The 17,061-nt window shown below is 65.9% G+C and carries 15 protein-coding genes; 7 read left to right on the forward strand and 8 right to left on the reverse strand.

Features of this window, described 5'->3' with window-relative positions; genetic code table 11:
- Positions 1–59: 59 nt before the first annotated feature.
- The 4 genes from EV649_RS40375 to EV649_RS40390 form a co-directional block, all read right to left on the reverse strand.
- A complete protein-coding gene (locus EV649_RS40375; protein WP_130389036.1) occupies positions 60–1,823 on the reverse strand; it encodes a hypothetical protein in 1,764 nt (587 codons plus the stop codon).
- Positions 1,824–1,918: 95 nt separating this feature from the next.
- Positions 1,919–2,929 carry a PD-(D/E)XK motif protein gene (locus tag EV649_RS40380; RefSeq protein WP_157996410.1) on the reverse strand — a complete coding sequence of 337 codons (1,011 nt, stop codon included), beginning with the start codon at positions 2,927–2,929 and terminating at the stop codon, positions 1,919–1,921.
- Positions 2,926–5,505: a Z1 domain-containing protein gene (locus EV649_RS40385; RefSeq protein WP_130389038.1), complete on the reverse strand. Its 2,580-nt coding sequence runs from the start codon at positions 5,503–5,505 to the stop codon at positions 2,926–2,928. Before EV649_RS40385 ends, EV649_RS40380 begins: the two co-directional genes overlap by 4 nt.
- Positions 5,506–5,627: 122 nt before the next feature.
- Entirely contained in the window at positions 5,628–6,122 is a 495-nt protein-coding gene (locus EV649_RS40390; RefSeq protein WP_347233178.1) for a very short patch repair endonuclease, read from the reverse strand.
- An 82-nt stretch (positions 6,123–6,204) separates the two neighbouring features.
- On the opposite strand from EV649_RS40390, the gene EV649_RS40395 reads away from it, so the two are divergent.
- Positions 6,205–7,380 carry a DNA cytosine methyltransferase gene (locus EV649_RS40395; protein ID WP_241999284.1) on the forward strand — a complete coding sequence of 392 codons (1,176 nt, stop codon included), beginning with the start codon at positions 6,205–6,207 and terminating at the stop codon, positions 7,378–7,380.
- A gap of 135 nt (positions 7,381–7,515) precedes the next feature.
- On the forward strand, positions 7,516–8,490 hold the full coding sequence (locus EV649_RS40400) for an aldo/keto reductase (protein WP_130389039.1): 975 nt from the start codon (positions 7,516–7,518) through the stop codon (positions 8,488–8,490).
- A gap of 71 nt (positions 8,491–8,561) precedes the next feature.
- Here EV649_RS40400 and EV649_RS40405 read toward each other — a convergent pair whose 3' ends face one another.
- Both EV649_RS40405 and EV649_RS40410 read right to left on the reverse strand, forming a co-directional pair.
- A complete protein-coding gene (locus tag EV649_RS40405) occupies positions 8,562–10,088 on the reverse strand; it encodes a plasmid pRiA4b ORF-3 family protein (protein ID WP_198682969.1) in 1,527 nt (508 codons plus the stop codon).
- A gap of 35 nt (positions 10,089–10,123) precedes the next feature.
- Complete coding sequence (locus tag EV649_RS40410; protein WP_130389040.1) at positions 10,124–10,987, reverse strand: LysR family transcriptional regulator; 864 nt, start codon at positions 10,985–10,987, stop codon at positions 10,124–10,126.
- A gap of 61 nt (positions 10,988–11,048) precedes the next feature.
- Between EV649_RS40410 and EV649_RS40415 the strand changes: the two genes are divergently transcribed.
- Positions 11,049–12,032, forward strand: coding sequence for an aldo/keto reductase (locus EV649_RS40415; RefSeq protein ID WP_130389041.1), 984 nt, complete (start codon positions 11,049–11,051; stop codon positions 12,030–12,032).
- Positions 12,033–12,034: 2 nt separating this feature from the next.
- Here the strand turns inward: EV649_RS40415 and EV649_RS40420 are convergent, their stop codons facing one another.
- The gene (locus tag EV649_RS40420; protein ID WP_130389042.1) at positions 12,035–12,922 is read right to left on the reverse strand and encodes a LysR family transcriptional regulator; all 888 of its coding nucleotides are present in this window, start codon (positions 12,920–12,922) and stop codon (positions 12,035–12,037) included.
- A 154-nt stretch (positions 12,923–13,076) separates the two neighbouring features.
- Between EV649_RS40420 and EV649_RS40425 the strand changes: the two genes are divergently transcribed.
- Together EV649_RS40425 and EV649_RS40430 are read left to right on the forward strand one after the other, a co-directional pair.
- Positions 13,077–14,174, forward strand: coding sequence for a DUF3578 domain-containing protein (locus EV649_RS40425; RefSeq protein WP_130389043.1), 1,098 nt, complete (start codon positions 13,077–13,079; stop codon positions 14,172–14,174).
- A gap of 54 nt (positions 14,175–14,228) precedes the next feature.
- Entirely contained in the window at positions 14,229–14,645 is a 417-nt protein-coding gene (locus EV649_RS40430; protein ID WP_130389044.1) for a hypothetical protein, read from the forward strand.
- Positions 14,646–14,662: 17 nt separating this feature from the next.
- On the opposite strand, the gene EV649_RS40435 is transcribed toward EV649_RS40430, so the two are convergent.
- Positions 14,663–15,604 (reverse strand): tetratricopeptide repeat protein, encoded by a 942-nt coding sequence (locus EV649_RS40435; RefSeq protein ID WP_130389045.1) that lies wholly within the window; start codon positions 15,602–15,604, stop codon positions 14,663–14,665.
- A 14-nt stretch (positions 15,605–15,618) separates the two neighbouring features.
- Here EV649_RS40435 and EV649_RS40440 point away from each other — a divergent pair, with 14 nt between their 5' ends.
- Complete coding sequence (locus EV649_RS40440) at positions 15,619–16,191, forward strand: GNAT family protein (protein ID WP_130389046.1); 573 nt, start codon at positions 15,619–15,621, stop codon at positions 16,189–16,191.
- Positions 16,192–16,263: 72 nt separating this feature from the next.
- The gene (locus EV649_RS40445) at positions 16,264–17,040 is read left to right on the forward strand and encodes a L,D-transpeptidase (protein ID WP_241999295.1); all 777 of its coding nucleotides are present in this window, start codon (positions 16,264–16,266) and stop codon (positions 17,038–17,040) included.
- Positions 17,041–17,061 lie beyond the last annotated feature (21 nt).

Here is a 17,061-nt window from a genome sequence, read left to right on the forward strand (position 1 = left end):
CCAATCGCCGGCGACCACGGTCTCGCTCGACGGCAACCGGTACGGCATTGCCTGGCGCGTCACTGGTCGGCGTCCGATCGGCTCGTGATCAGCACCTCGGTCATCGTGTCGTGCGCCGGCCGCACGAGCACACGCCAGGTGGTCCCTTCTCCACCCGGCAGCTGCGGCGACAGATCCGTCACGAACCGCCCGTCGCGAGACTGCCAGCCCAGAACGACGGGCTGATCTGCTCCGACCGGTGGATCCGTCTCGCGTCCGCCAGAGCCAGCGAGTACAGCCACGTTCGCCGTGACGACATGGATGCCGTCCGAGGGCAGCCGGAACGCCTGAACGACGACTGTCTCGCCCTTGTACTGGTCGAGGTAGGGATCGTCAACGTACTCGATCGACGTTCGCGAGACTGCCGGTCGAGCGTCACCCTTCTTGTGCCGGCCACCCTTGGCTCCGCGGGCGTCACCACCTTGATCACGCGGCGAGGATCCGAAGTCGGACGCTCCGCCGAGTCCGTCCACTCCAACCACCAACGAAGCGAAATGACTGCTGGCAGCACCCAGCGCCAGCGCCGCAGAGCCTCCGCGGGCGGTCCCACCCAACTCGAGCAAGCCGTCCAAAGCCTCTTGGATGCGTCGAAATGTCGTTCGGACGAACGTGTTCTCCGGGGACTGCAGAGATTGCGGGTTCCAACCGTCGTGCGTGGGCGGCTCAGCTCGCGCGTAGATCTCGTCCATCGCCTGGTCCGCCCGGAACACCCCCGCGTAAGCGAGGAGCTCGCTCGGCGGTTTTGGTCCACGGTGATATGTCACAACCAGCTCGGCCGGTCGCATCAGGCACACGTGGTGGACCAAAGTGTCCACACCTACTGTCAATCCGGCGGCGGTCGGCGTCAGGGCAGGCGCCACGGTCTTGACCAGGCCCAACCGCCCCAACACTTTCTTGGGGCTACGGCATTCGAGGGTGCGGCCACCTTCTCCCCGTGACTTTCGGTACGCGGCCACAAAGAGATCCAGCGGCCGCGTCGATTCCGGATCCGGGACGGGTATGTCGAGACCGTTGCACCGAACCGAGAATCGCATGGCAGCACGACCGTTCGACGGCGCGAGCATCTTCGGCCACAGGTGCCATGCAACCGTCTCGGCCAGATACTGCGCCGCCTCCTGGGAATCACGGTCCTCAAGAATCGGATCGACGACTACGACGTCCGTTCCGGTCTCGTCGTCCTCGAACGGTTCCAGTCCGAGCTTCCGGGCGGCCTCTGCCGCTTCGTCGCCGACCAGCGGCTCGGCAATTCCGCCGCTCACATCACCCCACCAATGGCGACCCGTGTACCGCCTCTCGGCGGTCCCGTCCTTGCCGACGTAACTCTTCCAGAGGGCGCAGCCGATCAACCGGGTCTGTAGCCGACCGCTACCGTCGTCGCACCGGGTGTGGAGCAGTACCGTGCCGGCAGTCGACAACAGGTAGAAGATCCCCTTGCCGAAGCCGTACGTTCCGCCGCCGAGTTCCTTGTCCCTCGGCTCACCGATGTTGCGGACGAACGAGATGAAGTCGTGGTTCTTGCTGTGGAGCGCATCCGCCCGCGTCGGACCACCGAGACCGCTGGTCCCTCGGTCGGAGACTGTGAGCGTGCGGATATCGGATCTCCGCAGGATCCGACGCAGGGGGAGGTGCCCGTCCATGGGCGCGTTTCGCAGCAGGAGTTCTCGCCACGCCGACAGATGGGCAGCGCTGACGGATCCGATCGACAGTCGAAAGTCGACCCCAGGTACGTCGTCCCGTCGCGCGTCCCACGAGTTCTGAGCAGCCTCTCGAACGAGGATCGTCAAGAGATCGAGCTCCGGCCGTCCGAGTTGGTTCCGAATCCCTTCGGCAGCGCTCGCACCTTCGGGAGGGAATGTCTGTGACAACCAGGCTGTCGACATCATGTCCCCTCTTGCAGCAGAGCCGCGACAAGCTCGTCCGCACCCTCGACGTCGAGGGGGACGGGAGGCTCGGACGAGAGATCGATCGTGTAGGCGACATCGGTCACGTTGATCGGCAGACCGGCCGCGGTCAGTTCGCTCGCCACAAGTCGAGGGAATCCTTCCTCGACCGCGTAGCAGCGCTCTTCGAGTACGGCGAACCGCGTGTCCTCGTACTGGGCCGCATCGACGAACCGATAGCCGGCTGCGGACAGCGACGAACGGATCGCACTCTCGTCCTCACATGCGTCGAGGACCTGTTTCGCGGCCTCGTTGAGACTCCTGCCGCCTGCTGCGCCGGGCTCGAGACGTATCCAGTACAGGTGCAGACCTCCGGCCGGAGCATCAAGTTGATCGAGCCCGTGGATCCGGGCCCGACGGCCGTCGGTGGCCAACGACGACTTGATCTCGACTGCGTACTGCGCAGACGCGAAATCGTGTCGGTGCCCGAAAGGGCCCTTCCAGAGCCGATGCGCACCTGAGTCTCGTTCCAGCAGCCTGTCCAGGAAGAGCAGTTCGCCGAACAGGCCGGCCTGTTGCTCGATGCCCAGTAGGTTGCTCCTCGTCTGGAACAGTGCGCGCCACCTGTCGATCTGGCCGTACAGCGCCTTCATCGCGTTTCTGGGCTGAGCCTCGACGCTCTTCAGCACGTCCGCACAGAGCCCGGTGAAGACGTCGTTCAGGTCCGACCGCGCGCAGCGAAGGTCGGCGAATGTCCGGCGCCCGCCATCGTCCTCGAGCGGCACCTTCTTCAACAACAGCGCCGGACCGTCGAGCCCGCCCCGAACCCTCTGCTGCGGAGCGATCGGTATCAGGATGTGCCGGTTTCCGTCGCGATCGACCGCCGCGACCACCGGACCCACGTTCGTCTCGACGGGCAGATCCGCGACGCGTAGCCCGGTGATCGCCTGGCTGTGACGGTCCAGTGCATCCCAGTGCTGCTGAACGATCTCGCGCAGCGCCGCTGTCACCCTGGCTCCTCCGCGTTGAGCGCCTCGAAGTTCTCTTCCTCGATGTCGATCCCGGAAAGATCCGCCGAGACATAGTTCCACTCGATCGGGCTGTCGATGCCTGGTTGCGGGAAGACCAGGCCGACCCCGATGACATCCGCCTCGGCGTTCAGCGCCTTGCGTTGCGTCCGTCCCGCGGCCGGCTTCGAAACGCTGTCAATGGGATACAGGACGACCAGGCCGGTGTTCGGCAGTTGACGGAGACGCTCCTGCTTGATCCTCAGCTCGTTGAACTTACCGGTCTCACCTGACAGATCAACCGCCGCATCTCGACGGCTCATGAGTGTCTTGATGTCCGCCACCGCGTTCTCGCCCGCTTCGTCCGTTCCCTCGTCGTCCGATCCGAGTCGTGCACGAACGATCCGACCGACCTGGACATCAGGAGCAAACTCGAAGTTGCCGAGTTCGGAGTCGACCGGATTTCCGACAAGTGCGACGTTCCACGTGGCCAGCGATCCGGCCTCCTTCCTCCGGCGCTCTATGTACCGGATGAGCAGGTCGGAGTCGCACTCCTGCGAGTTCTCGTGGAACTGGTAGGCCCGCAGGAAGTCGATGACGTGCTCGCTCGGCACGGCCCTGAACACATGCCGGCCGCGCTTGGCGTCGGGCTCGTGCGTACCTGAGATCTTCGCCTGAGCTACAAGGTTCTTCGCCGCGTTCTGATTGACCTCCAGCCACTCCTTGTCCCGCCGGAAGTACCTGGTCTGGACGCGCTGCCCGCCGTACGCCGACAACGCTCGGACCGCATCCTTCATCTTGGCGGCCGCCGTGACCCGCAGCGCCGGGTGAGTTCGCACCCGGACCGCGAACGTCAACGGGTCCTTGTCCTCGGTCATGTACAGATCGATGTCTCGACGCATCTCGGTCTCGACGGTCGACAGGTGCCGGAACCAACCCCTCAGCTCGTCCGTCATCCAGATTCGCGGTAGGTCGGCGTACCCGTCGCGGTACCCGAACCAACGCCCCATCTGCAGGAGGGTGTCGTAGGCCGACACCGCGCGCACGAAATAGCTGACGGACAACCCTTCGAGAGTCAGGCCTCTGGACAGAGTGTTGCCGCCGACTGCGATCGCCACGACCGGCCCGGATTCGTAGTCCAGCCGATCTTCGCTGCTCGAGTTGTCCATGATGATCTTGCACTCGTCGATCACACCGGGCAGTTCGACGAGCAACTCGTCGAAGGAGATCGCGCGCTCCCCGAACTCGGACGCCGAAACCTTTGAGCTTTCCGAGTCCCAGAACGATCGGAGCCGGCGCTGTACGTCGGCCGAAGGCAGGCCTGCTCGCACGTCGTGACGCAGGTCTTCGAGCGGCTTGCGGAAGCGATTGTGGACGACGGTATTGACACTCGTGTGGATCAGCATCGTGCTGTGCTTCACCCCGGTACCTCGAACCCGACGGGCCGCGGTACTCAGCCAGAAGTACTCGACTGCTGCGCTCAGCGTCGGGGTCAGCTCCGGTTCGAACATCTCGACGTCGACCCGCTTCAACGGACGCACACACTCGATGTCCGACTTCGGAACGGTCCGAATCATGTCGTAGCCGTCGTCGACGTTCTCGGGATCCTCGCCGTCGAGCGCGTAACGTCCGAAGACGACCTCGGTCCCGAAGTGTCCGACCGGCTTGGGCAGATTGACGATGAAGTCGCTCGGGTAGAGGTCGCCCGAACTCGGGTCGATCAAGAGGTTGGCGAACGGCGACGCGGTGTACCCGACATAGGCGGACTTGGGAAGGATCCCGAGCACGTCCTTGATCAACGGGTTGATCGTCTTCGTGGCGACGGTCGCCTGATCGGCCTCGTCGTCGATCACGAGCGCCGGACAGTCGCCCAGGTACTCCGACGCCGACCGCAGCCAGTCGGCGAACTTCCGCAGGACAGTCGCGTTCTTCTTGACCACACACAGAACGTGCGTGCGGTTGCTCTTGCCGAAGTACGATGCAGCATTCGCGGTCGGGACGAAGTCCTTGTCCATGTCCGTCAACTGGGCCCATCGAGTCGGATTCGGCTCGATGAGTTGCTGCACCAGACGGGCCTGGGTCTGTCGTCGCAGACCGTTGTGGATACCCGCGAGCACGATGAAGAGCTTGTAACCACGATCGGCAGCCTTCGCCATGACCGCAGTGAAGTTCGTCGTCTTCCCGGACTGCACGTAGCCCACGACCAGCCCACGCGTCGAGAAAGCGCGCTCCTTCGGGTGGCTGAGGAGTGAGACCACCCGCGTCGACGCAGCGTCCAGCGAGTCGATCGCCGGATCCTGCTTCCAGCCGGACGCAACGAGTTGTTCGACGATCGCCGGCCAGCACTTGTCACCTGCTCTGGGGCCGGTGTACCAGGTGTACCGATTGTCCTTGTAGACGACGCGAGGTTCGTCCATCTCGCGAATCTCGATGACGCGCTGTTCGTGACGCTCGATGATCCGCTGGATCACCTCGTCCTGGAGACCGAGGACCTCGAGGGACTTGACGGCCTCCTCGGGTGTTCTCGTCTCGAGCAGGTCCCGGAACACCTCGTACTTGGCATCAATCTCGTCACTCATATATTCCCCATGCTCGCTGCACTCGACGCTCTCCTGTACAACATCTCTCCGACGGTGCCTTCGAGATCCAGGGTCGTCGATTCCCCGGTCCCTGCGCGTATATCGGACCAGACAATCGAACGTTACGTACAGTCACCCGAATCGGTCGCCCCGGTCAAGGCTCCGACGACGCGCAACGTGGCTGCGTCCGAGTCCTCGTGCTCCCAGATCCTCACAACGGCCCATCCGGACGCGCTGAGACGCGCGTCGGTGTCCCGGTCGCGTTCGACGTTCTTCCGGAGCTTCTCGGCCCACCACGCGCCGTTGTTGCGTGGGCTGGTCCCGTGGTCGGGACAGCCGTGCCAGAAGCAGCCGTCGACGAACACCACCACGCGCTTCGCGGTGAAAGTGAGGTCCGCTCGACGCCGGGGCATCCCGGGCAGTGGATAGTTGACCCGATAGCGGTATCCCAGACGATGCAGGCGACGCCGCAATTCGATCTCGGGCTTGGTGTCGCGTCTCGCCTGACGAGACATCCTCGATGATATCTGGGACGACGTCGTCAGCACCGGACGCCTACCGGCGCGAGCCTCCGCACTCGCTGCGGTCGACCGTGAGACCTCGCGATCCATGTCCATGACAACGCCAACTTCTCACGATGCGCCCACGTTGTCTTCCGAACCGCCGCAACGCTGCAGTTGGTCGAGGTCAGGGACCAAGATGCTGCCGGCGTTGCGAGGGCTTCGACCGCATCGCCACGCCCTATACTTTCGCTCCATGACGCGGGATCAGAACGGTCTGCCGTCGAAGCTGCACATGGTGGATCTGTTCGCGGGACCGGGTGGACTCGATGTTGCTGCGCGGTGGCTCGGCATCACGGTCGAGGGGATCGAATGGGACGACGGTGCGTGCGAAACGAGGCGCGCCGCAGGTCTGTCGACCATCCAGGGTGACGTGCGCGACTACAAGCCGAAGCAGTTCTCCGACGCCAAGATCTTGGCCGGTGGCCCGCCGTGCCAGACATATACGGTTGCCGGCAACGGCACCGGTCGGCGTGCGTTGAGTCTCGTCGTCACGGCAGCACGGAACATGGCTTCGGGCGATGACTTCGAGAAGGTCCTGGCCACCGTCGACGAGCGCACCCGGCTCGTTCTCGAACCGCTCCGCTGGGTGCTGGAAGCGCATCGATCGGGCGACGCGTTCGATGCCGTGGTCCTCGAGCAGGTTCCCGCTGTCCTGCCGGTCTGGAAGACAGTCCGACAAGTTCTCATCGACATCGGCTACAGCTGTGAATGCGGAGTCCTGCGGACCGAACAGTTCGGAGTACCGCAAACCCGACGTCGGGCGATCCTGATCGCGCGTCGAAACGCGCCCGCTGCGCTTCCGACTCCGACACACCGCCCGTTCCGCCAAGATGTTGCGCGCGGCGACGGCGATCCCGCTCTGTTGCCTTGGCGCACGATGGACGAGACCCTCGACCGGACGGGTCCGTTCACGGTGATCTCCAACTACGGCACCGGCGGCGATCCGAAGAACCGTGGGCGGCGGAGGTCCGACCAGCCGGCCGCGACGGTAACCGGGAAGATCTCGCGGAACAGGGTTGAGATGCAGAACGGCAGCATCGACCGCTTCACGTCCCCGGAGGCCGGCGCACTGCAGACCTTCCCTCGCGACTACCCGTGGTCCGGCCGGGACAAAGCACAGCAGATCGGGAACGCCATCCCCCCACGACTGGCCGTCCATGTGCTGGCAGCGGCGCTCGGTCTACGGATCAACGCTGAATCACTCGACAATGCGACATCGCGCAACTGGGCGGAAGCGAAGCGCGAGTCACCACTCGTGCGCTCAACGCCACACGATGACGCAGCAGCAACCCTCTTCGACGAAGCCAACTAGAACGCTCCGCAACGGCACGCGTGAGGACACCCCGCCGACAGCGGTGCCACCTCTCCTGAATTAAGAAGTTCTGGCGATCACACCATGCGGATTCTTCTGTTGGAAGTCTGAGCCCGGGCGAGCAAAAGTGGGTGTATGGACTTCACTCAGCTTGGGCGTACGGGACTGAACGTCAGTCGGATCGTGTTGGGCACGATGAACTTTGGGCCTCTCACTGAGGTGGGGGATGCGCACGCGATCATGGATGCGGCGCATGACAAGGGGATCAACTTCTTCGATACGGCCAATGGGTACGGGCGGTCTATCTACCCGGGTCGGACCGAGGAGATCATCGGGGAGTGGTTCGCCAAGGATCCCAAGAACCGTGAGAAGACGGTGCTGGCGACCAAGGTGTACGGCGACATGGGCGACGGCTGGCCGAACGAAGGAAAGCTGTCGGCGCTCAACATCCGCCGCGCGCTCGACGCGAGCTTGAAGCGGTTCCAGACGGACTACGTGGACCTGTACCAGTTCCACCACATCGACCGGAACACGCCGTGGGAAGAGATCTGGCAGGCGATGGAGGTCGCCGTACAGCAGGGGAAGATCCTGTACGCCGGGTCGAGCAACTTCGCCGGATGGCACATCGCGCAGGCGCAGGAGGCCGCTGCGAAGCGGAACTATGCAGGCCTGGTGAGCGAGCAGTCGCTGTACAACCTGATCCAGCGTGATGTCGAGCGTGAACTGCTGCCGGCGGCGCAGGCGTACGGGTTGGGCGTGATTCCGTGGTCGCCGCTGCACGGTGGGCTGCTGGGTGGCGTGATCCGGAAGGAGAACGAGGGCGTACGGCGCCTCGAGGGCCGCTCCAAGGAGACGCTCGAGAAGCTCCGGCCGCAGATCGAGCAGTACGAGGCGTTCGCGGACGAACTCGGGCACGAGCCGGGTGAGCTCGCGCTCGCGTGGCTGCTGCACCAGCCGGCCGTCACCGGTCCGATCGTCGGCCCGCGGACGATGGAGCAGCTGGAGTCCGCCGTACGCGCCGTCGAAATCAAGCTCGACGAGAAGTCGCTGACCCGCCTCGACGAGATCTTCCCGGGCTACAAGACCGCCCCGGAGGACTACGCCTGGTAGCCGCACGGACGCCGTACCGGCCTGATACAGGGCTGGTACGGGCGTTCCGCTGCCGTGGTACTGCGGAGACCTCAGCTCGTGCTCGGCCAACTGCGCAACGCCGCCCTGGCGAAGGTGGCGCCCTCAGGTGTAGGCACGTCGCGCCAGCCCGGCCCCTTGTCGACCGCGCGCAGCCGACGCAGGACGGACATCGTGTCCCAAGCCGCGTCGTTGGCCATCGTTCGGCTGACCGGCGTTCCGTCGATGTCGCCCCAACCGGCCGCCGTGAGCCAGTCTGCGATGGTCGAATTCACGTCATCGATCCATCCCGCGGCGAGGGCGGTCAGGCAAATGAGCCCGGCTTGGGTCTCGAAGGGCCACTTGGAGGCTGGGGGGAGGTGCTCGGCCAGGTACCACCACAGCGCCAGCGGGTCATCGCGAACGGCACGGCCGCGTGGGGTGAGGACGAGGGCACCCTTGTGCTTGCGCAGCAACCCGACCGCCTGAGCGGTCTCTCGAAGGACCAGTACAGGCAAAGTCTGGACCTCCCGGTTGCCCTTGCCTATCCATTCCTTACCCAGTCCGAGCTCGGCCACGGCGGCCTCCACGTGCACCGGAGGCAGGTAGCCGGCGCCGGTCAGCTTGATGCCGTCCGCCCCGACGCGATCCAGGAGCCAGGTGTACGGCGAGACCATCCGGGCGGCCGTCTCGGCGTCGATATCAACGGGGTTGTCCAGGTCCGCGTCCTGGATCATCTGCTGGAAGATGCGCCGGGGCCGCGGTGAATCGATCGCGTCGAGCAGTTCCCCAAGCGGACCAGAAAGGCCGGATTCGCCGTTGCCGGTCAGATATCTGTTGATCTCTTCGGAAGAGAACAGAGTCGGAGCGTAATCGCCGGGATCGACCTCCTTGCCGTACAGGCGCGCATAGTCGCGGACTGCCGCCGCGTGATCCGGATGGCCGGCGTCGAGGGCCGCGCAGATCAACTCATAACCGTGCACCCCGCCGCAGTCCTCGCTCGGACCCGGGCGGCGCCCGTCGACGCAAGCGGCGCGGGGCGCGGACTCGTGCCGTGCCTGGACGGCCTCGAGCTTGATGACGTGCATCCAGTCGTCGCCGAAGTCGTACAGGTAGAGCAGCTTGTCGCCCTTCGCCGCCAGGACCTCGTCGAGGCGTACCTCTTCTTCCGGTACGCCGATCTCGCCCTCGGCGACTTGGAACGGGCACAGGTAATGCTCCGCGGCCAAGTCGTAGTAGTCCTTGCCCGATGCGAACTCGTGCAGATGGCTGTCGGTCCAGCCGAACGCGGTCTGGATGACGTCGTGGAGCTCGTTCAAGAACATGTCAGACGCGAGGTCCAGCCGCCGCCACAAGGGAGGCTTCGTTTCGGCGAGATCGATCCGCACCCGATACGTGACTACGTCCTCTCGGCGTGCCCGTCGACGAGAGGGCGGCGGCGTCTCGCTGAACGGATCGAAGCCTGGCATCGCCGCGGCCACTACCTCAGGAAGCAGGCCGCGCAACTCATTGGATCCCTTGCCGGCGATCAGCGCCATGAACTGCTCCAGAATCTCCGCCTGACCGGCCCCAGACGGACGTGGGTCGTGATTGCGCGCCATACGGGAACGCTACCGCCCACCACGAGATACCACGTTCAGGGCTGGACCGAGTCGAGGAACGCACGTACGGCGTCGCGGTTGTCGGTACGGCGCCACGCGACCGCTAGCTCGGCTGGCGGCAGATCGGGGACGGGGCGGCAGACCAGGCCGGGGCGTTGGTAGAGACCTGTGTTGCCCTCAGCGAGGAGGGCGATGCCGACGCCGGCGGTGACCAATTCGAGGACCTCGTCGGCGGCGGTGGCCTCGGCTGCCACCACAGGCGGACCGGGCCGGGCGTCGACGGCCAGCCAGAAATCACGGAGCGGGCCGGCTGTCGCGGGAAGAGCTACGAAGGGCTCCTCCAGCAGCATGGAGAACGGGATCTCAGCGCGGTCCGCCATACGATGCTGGGCGGGTAGAGCAACCCAGCGGGGTTCGGTGATCAGCACGCGGGTCGCGAAATCGGTGGAGATCGGGAGCCAGACGAACGCGACGTCGCTGGTTCCGTCGGCGAGGCCGGCGGTCGGATCGTCCCAGCCGACCAGGCGCAGCGAGACCGTCCAGCCGGGGAGCGCGGCGCGGAAGCGTTCGACGGCGGGGCGTTGGAGGTCGCGGCCGACAGCGGTCTGCATGCCGACGACCAGCTGATGCGGGTGGGCCGCTGCCCGCGCTTCGGCGTACCCGCGATCCCAGGCGGCGAGCGCCTCCCTCGCGACAGGGAGCAATACCGACCCCTGCGAGGTCAGTGTCAGTCCGCGCGGCCGACGGTCGAAGAGGTCGAAGCCGAGGCGGCGTTCGAGGGCGCGGAGCTGCTTGGACAGCGCAGGCTGTGAGACGAACAGGCGGGCGGCCGCGGCCGTCACGGTCGATTCCTCGGCGGCCGCGACGAAGTACCGGAGCTCGCGCAGGTGCGCATCCATAACCAACGGTTATATCAACAGGTCTTGGTGCGGCGGCGGGGTGCGCGTCGATGCTGGGCTCATGACGAAGACACGCAACCTCGGCGGACTCGACGTACCGGCGATCGGATTCGGTGCGATGGTGCTCTCCCCCGGCATGTACGGCGCGATCGATGACGACCGCGCACTCTCGGCGCTCACCGCGGCGATCGACGCCGGCGGGACGTTCATCGACACCAGCGACGCGTACGGCGACGGCGGGCACAACGAGGACCTGATTGGACGGGCGATCCGCGGGCGGCGCGACGAGGTCACGATCGCGACCAAGTTCGGTCTGCGGCTCAGTGACGGCGCGCAGCCACATCCCCTCGACGTCGGTTTCGCGTTCGAGCAACTACTCGTCAACGCGGAGCCGAAGTACGTCCGCGGGTACGCCGAATCCAGCCTGCGCAACCTCGGCATCGACGTGATCGACCTGTACTACCTGCACTTCCCGGATCCGCAGGTGCCGATCGAGGAAACCGTCGGCGCCATGGCCGAACTCGTTGCCGACGGCAAAGTTCGGCACCTCGGAGTGTGCAATGTGACGGCGCAGGAGCTTCGGCGCGCGTACGACGTACATCCGATCGCGGCGGTCCAGACCGAGTGGTCGATGTGGCGGCCGATCGACCCCGGATTGCTCGACGTGGCGCGGGAACTCGGCGTCGGCGTCGTACCGTGGAGCCCGCTCGGCGCCGGGTTCCTAACGGGCACCGTGCAGACGCTCGACAAGGACGACTTCCGGAACAACGCGCCGCGTTTCGACGCCGCGAGCCTGAAGGCGAACAACGCGTCGTACGACGCGCTTCAGGCACTCGCCGCGGACCTCGGGATCACGCGGAGTCAGCTCGCGCTCGCGTGGCTGCTGCACCAGGATCCGGCGGTCGTACCGATTCCCGGCAGCCGTACGCCGGCGCACATCCTCGAGAACCTGGCGGCCGCGAACATCACCCTGCACCCGGACACGCTCGAACGCATCAACGCTGTACTCGCGAAGCTCACCCCGGTCGGCGCAACGCTTCTATGAGGTCAGGCGTGGACCGCGGTGGTGGGGAGCATGCCGATCAGGGCGTCGGCGGCGAGGGAGGCTGCGGGGCCGGTGGGGACGGCGACCGAGACCTGCCAGTCGGAGGCCGTGCCGGGGGCCAGGGAGACGGTGACGTGGTCGCCGCGTTTGGCGGCGATGCGTTCGGGGACGAGTGCTACGCCTAGGTCGTGAGCGACGAGGGCGAGCAGGGTGTGTACGTCGTTGACCTCGATCGTCACCGGGTGCGCGACGCCGGCTGTGGCGAAGGCGCGGTCGGAGATGGCGCGGGCGCCCCAGGTCGGGTCGAAGTCGACGAACGACTCCCCTGCCAGGTCGTCGAGAGTCACGCCGGACGCCTTCGCGAGCCGGTGGTCGGGAGCGCAGACGAGGACCATCGACTCGCGCGACAGCGGCCGCAGGTCGAGCCCGTCGACCGGGTCGCCGGCGGTCGCCACGAACGCGACGTCGAGCCGGCCGGACGCGAGTTCGTCGAGCATCGGCGTGGAGCCGCCCTGGCGAACCTCGATCTCGACGCCCGGGTACCCGGACCGGAACTTCGCGAGCAGCGCCGGTACGTCGACCACGCCGAGGCACTGCTCGAGCCCGACCGTGAGGTGACCGCGCAGCAGGCCCTGGACCGCGGCGACGGCATCCTTCGCGGCCTCGGCGGCGGCGAGGGTACGTCGTCCCTCGCACAGGAGCGCCCGTCCCGCCTCGGTGAGCTCCACGCTGCGGGTGTTGCGGACGAACAGACTCGCGCGGAGCTCCCGCTCGAGTGCGCGGATCGAGGCGGACAACCCAGACTGCGAGATCGACATCGCCTCGGCAGCCCGCGTGAAGTGCTTCTGCTCGGCCACCGCCACGAAGTGTTCCAAGTGCCTCAGCTCCATGACTAAGAACTGTAGTCGATCGAAGGAAATCGATTCACCTGTCCCACATCTCAGGAGCCGACAGACAGCCGGGTCTGAACCCGGCAGACGTTCGAAGGATTGCAGTGTGTAACGACCCCGCTCATAGGACGATGTATGCCGGAGGAGGAACCACATGCGCAGCGAGTTCGAAGAGGTGCTGTCGCTACAGCCCCGGTGGTCGTCGCAGAACACCCCGGAGATGAAGCGGCGCGGGCAACTGATCCGGTCCGACATCGCACTCAGGATCAAGGGCGAACTCCCGAGCCTGAACGAGCAGTCCGCGAGATCCGATCTCGCAGTCGAAGGTCGGGACGGGACCGGTCTGAAGAGCATGGTCCCCTGGGTTCGCATCTACTCGCCGACCAGATCCCCCACTGCAACACGAGGTTGGTACCTGGTCTACCTCTTCAGCGGCGACGGCGACCGTGTGTATCTATCGCTGAATCAAGGAACCACTGTCTGGGGCAACGGCGAGTTCCGGCAGCGACCGCCCTATGAGCTGGGAGCGCGGGTCAAGTGGGCACGAGACGTCCTCGACGATCTCGGGGTCGACGACGAGCGGGTGGTCCACGACATCGATCTCGGCACCAACAGCACCGAGCTCGCCCGGGGGTACGAGCTCGGGAATGTCGTTGCTCTCGAGTACCGGCGTGGTCAACTGCCCAGCGACGGCACTCTGCTCGCAGACCTGAAGGCGACGGTCCGATGGCTCGGGGAGACATACCGTCGCGAGACCGTGGAGCTCGCGATGCCGGGCGAGCCGGCTCCGGACATCGCCGATGCCGATCTGGCGACCCGTCAGGTCGCCGGGCGAGCACGCAAAGCAGTCGGTCAGGGGTTCAAGCTCGACGTTCGTGAACGAGTCGCGATCGAGCAGCATGCGGTACGGATGGTCACCGAACATCTGCACCGACTCGGGTACGAGTACGTCCGGGACGTCGGCGCGATCGATTCCTATGATCTGTACGCGCGAAACGGCTCAAGTCACCTGAGAGTGGAGGTCAAGGGAACGACGTCGGCGGGCTCCGAGATCATCCTGACCAGAGCCGAGGTCGAGTTGCATCGCGCGGAACACCCAGACAACGCGCTCGGAATCGTGCATTCGATCGAGCTCGACCGCGAGGCAGATCCGCCGACGGCGAGCGGCGGCACCCTCGTCTGGCAATCGCCCTGGCTCGTCGACGACGGCGCGCTGCGCCCGATGGCGTACAAATACACGGCAGGTCTCTGAGGCTCCGTGAGGGAGCCGCGTCACGGTTGAGTTCCGGATCGGTAGGGTGTGCGCATGGCGGATGAGGAGTTTCGGGTTGAGGTTGTGCTCAGTGACGAGGGGCACGGGTTGACGGTCTGGGATCGGTTGCGGGCGTTGGATCTGGATGACGACGCGCGGAAGCGGCTCGGGAGTCAGGTGACGGTGACCCGGGACGGGAACCGGATGCTGATGTACACGCACACGCTCGACGACGCCCAGGAGGCGGAGCGGACCGCCAAGGAGCTGGTGGCCGACGAGCACCTCGACGCGACGTACACGGTCACGCGGTGGAATCCGGCCGAGCAGGACTGGACCGACCCGAGCGTGCCGGTCGGCCCGCACGACGCCGCCGGTGACGCCGCGAAGAACGCGGACATGGAGGTCCCGGACCCGCGGTACGTCGTGATGCAGGCGTACAAGCCCGAGTTCCTCCGCGACCTCGGTCTGTAAATCCAGGTCGAGCCGGGTCAGCGTGGGGTGTAGCCCGTCTGGCGGCAGAAGGTGTCGGCGGCGGCTTGGTGGGTGGCTGCTTCGGCGGGGCGGTTGAGGGCGGTGCAGCAGCGGGCCAGCAGGCTGTGGGACCACTGCTGCCCGATGCCGTACTCGACGACTTCCGACTCGGCTAGGGCCTGGGTCGCCTGGGTGTAGGCGAGCTCGACCTCGCCGTCGAGGAAGTTGCACTGGGCAATGTCGGCGTGGAGCTCGGCGAGGATGGTCCCGTAGCCCGACTTGGTGGCGAGCGCTTCGCCTTCCTCGAAGTACGTGCGTGCGGTGGCCACGTCGCCGGCGAACAGGTGGGACTCGGCGAGTGCCTGCAGCGCGACGCAGGCGTCGTACCCGTTGCCGATCTCGCGGCTCTCGCGCAGTACGTCGGTTGCGATCTGACGCGCCTGTTCGTGATGGCCGAGCCGGTTCTCGACACCGGCCCTGGCCAGGCCCCACTGAACCCGGTCGAGGCGGTTGTCCACCAGCGGCTCGGCGGTCCGCAGATCCGCCGCCGCGAGTTCCAGCTCGCCGAGTTCCTTATAGGCCCCGGCACGGTTGACCAAGGCAACGAGTTGGTCGTTGCTCGCCGGCCCCGTGTACTGCAGTGACTCGGTGATGCACGCGACGGCCTCGCGGAACTCACCGAGATGGATGTGGTTCATCGCCTGCGCGTTCAGCCCGCGCGGCATCCGCGCGAACTCGCCACAGGCGCGGAACACAGCCAACCCCTGGCCGAACGCCTCCGCGGACTCACGGAGCCGTCCCTGAGCGTTGTAGCTGACCGAGATGTTGCACCGCAGCGCGCCCTCGCCGAGCGTGAAGCCACACGCGCGATACAGCTCTGCGGCCTGCTCGAAGAGTGCGACCGCATCCTCGTTCTCCCCCGCCTGCCGAGCGGGCCGAGGATGTGGAACTCCATCCACATAGTCTGGCAGGCATGGATGTCGTGCTGAGGCCTGTGCGGGAAGACGATCTGCCGTTGTTCCAGCGCTTCTCCATCGAGCCAGGGCTGATCGGGCTGGACTGGAACGGGTTCCGGGATGCGCAGGCTCCCGTACGGCGGTTTGCCGAGGACGGGTTCCTCGGCAAGGACGACGGGCGGCTGATGGTGCGCACCGGATCCGAGACGGCGGGGCTCGTTAGTTGGCGGACGGGGTCGTTCGACGGGCGTACGACGTACTGGGAGATCGGGATCGCGCTGCTGCCGGAGTACCGCGGGCGTGGGATCGGGTGGCGGGCGCAGGCGCTGCTGACGGCGTACCTGTTCGAGCACACCGCGGTGTACCGGATTCAAGCCTCGACGCATCCGGAGAACGTCGCCGAGCAGAAGTCCTTGGAAAAGGCGGGTTTCCGGCTCGAAGGCGTGATCCGCGGGTGCGAGTTCCGGGCCGGGCGGATGCGGGACGGGTACCTGTACAGCCGGTTGCGGGACGATCCGGCACCGGAACTCGGCAACGGTTCGGTGACGGGATCCGGCACGGCACCCGTTGAGGAACCTCTCGCAGATTAGTCTCGGCGGGTCGCTGCACGCTTACATGGCGTGGTTCTGCGACGCTGAAAAAGCTGAGGGAGAGGGGAATTCGTGTCTCGTCGACGTGGTCTCGTTGCCGGTGCGGTCGTTCTGTCGTTCGTACTCGCCGGATGTTCCGATGTGGCCGCGAGTGAGACGACGCCTTCTCCTTCACAGGCTTCGAGCAGTACGACGAGTGCGACGCCGAGCGCCACTCCGACTGCTAAGCCCACCGTGAAGCCGACGGTCAAGCCGAAGCCCAAGGTCAAGCAGAAGCCGGAGTACTACGCGCTGCGCGTAGAACGGCAACTGGACAAGCTCGGATACCCGGTCGGCGACATCGACGGCGACATCACCGCTCGCGCCAAGCAGGCACTGTGCGCCTGGCGCGAGACCCACGGCCTGCCGGTCAGCCGCAAGGGACTCAGCCTGAACGACGCGTACTCGGTGCTCAACGCAACCAGTCGCCCGACGCCGACCCGCTCCCCCGGCATCTACGTCAACAAAACCTGCCAGATCCTGTACCAAATCGTCGGCAAGACGTACAAGCGGATCGTCTGGATCTCCACCGGTGGCCCGGGGTACGAGACCCCGAACCGCACCGGCGCGGTCTGGCGCAAGTGGGCCGGCGCGCACGAGAGCAGCCTGTACGACGACGCGTACATGTACGACTCCCTCTACTTCCTCAGGGACCGCCCCGGCATCGCCCTGCACGGCTCCCGGGTCAACTCCCTCGTCAAGCCGTACCCCGACAGCCACCGCTGCGTCCGCGTAGTACGCCCCGAAATCCACCAAATCTTCACCGACACCCCCATCGGCACCAAGGTCCAGATCTACGGCGAGTACTAGAGCCGCTACCGCCCTTCGCCG

Source organism: Kribbella sp. VKM Ac-2569 (assembly GCF_004216905.1).
Classification (GTDB): Bacteria; Actinomycetota; Actinomycetes; order Propionibacteriales; family Kribbellaceae; genus Kribbella.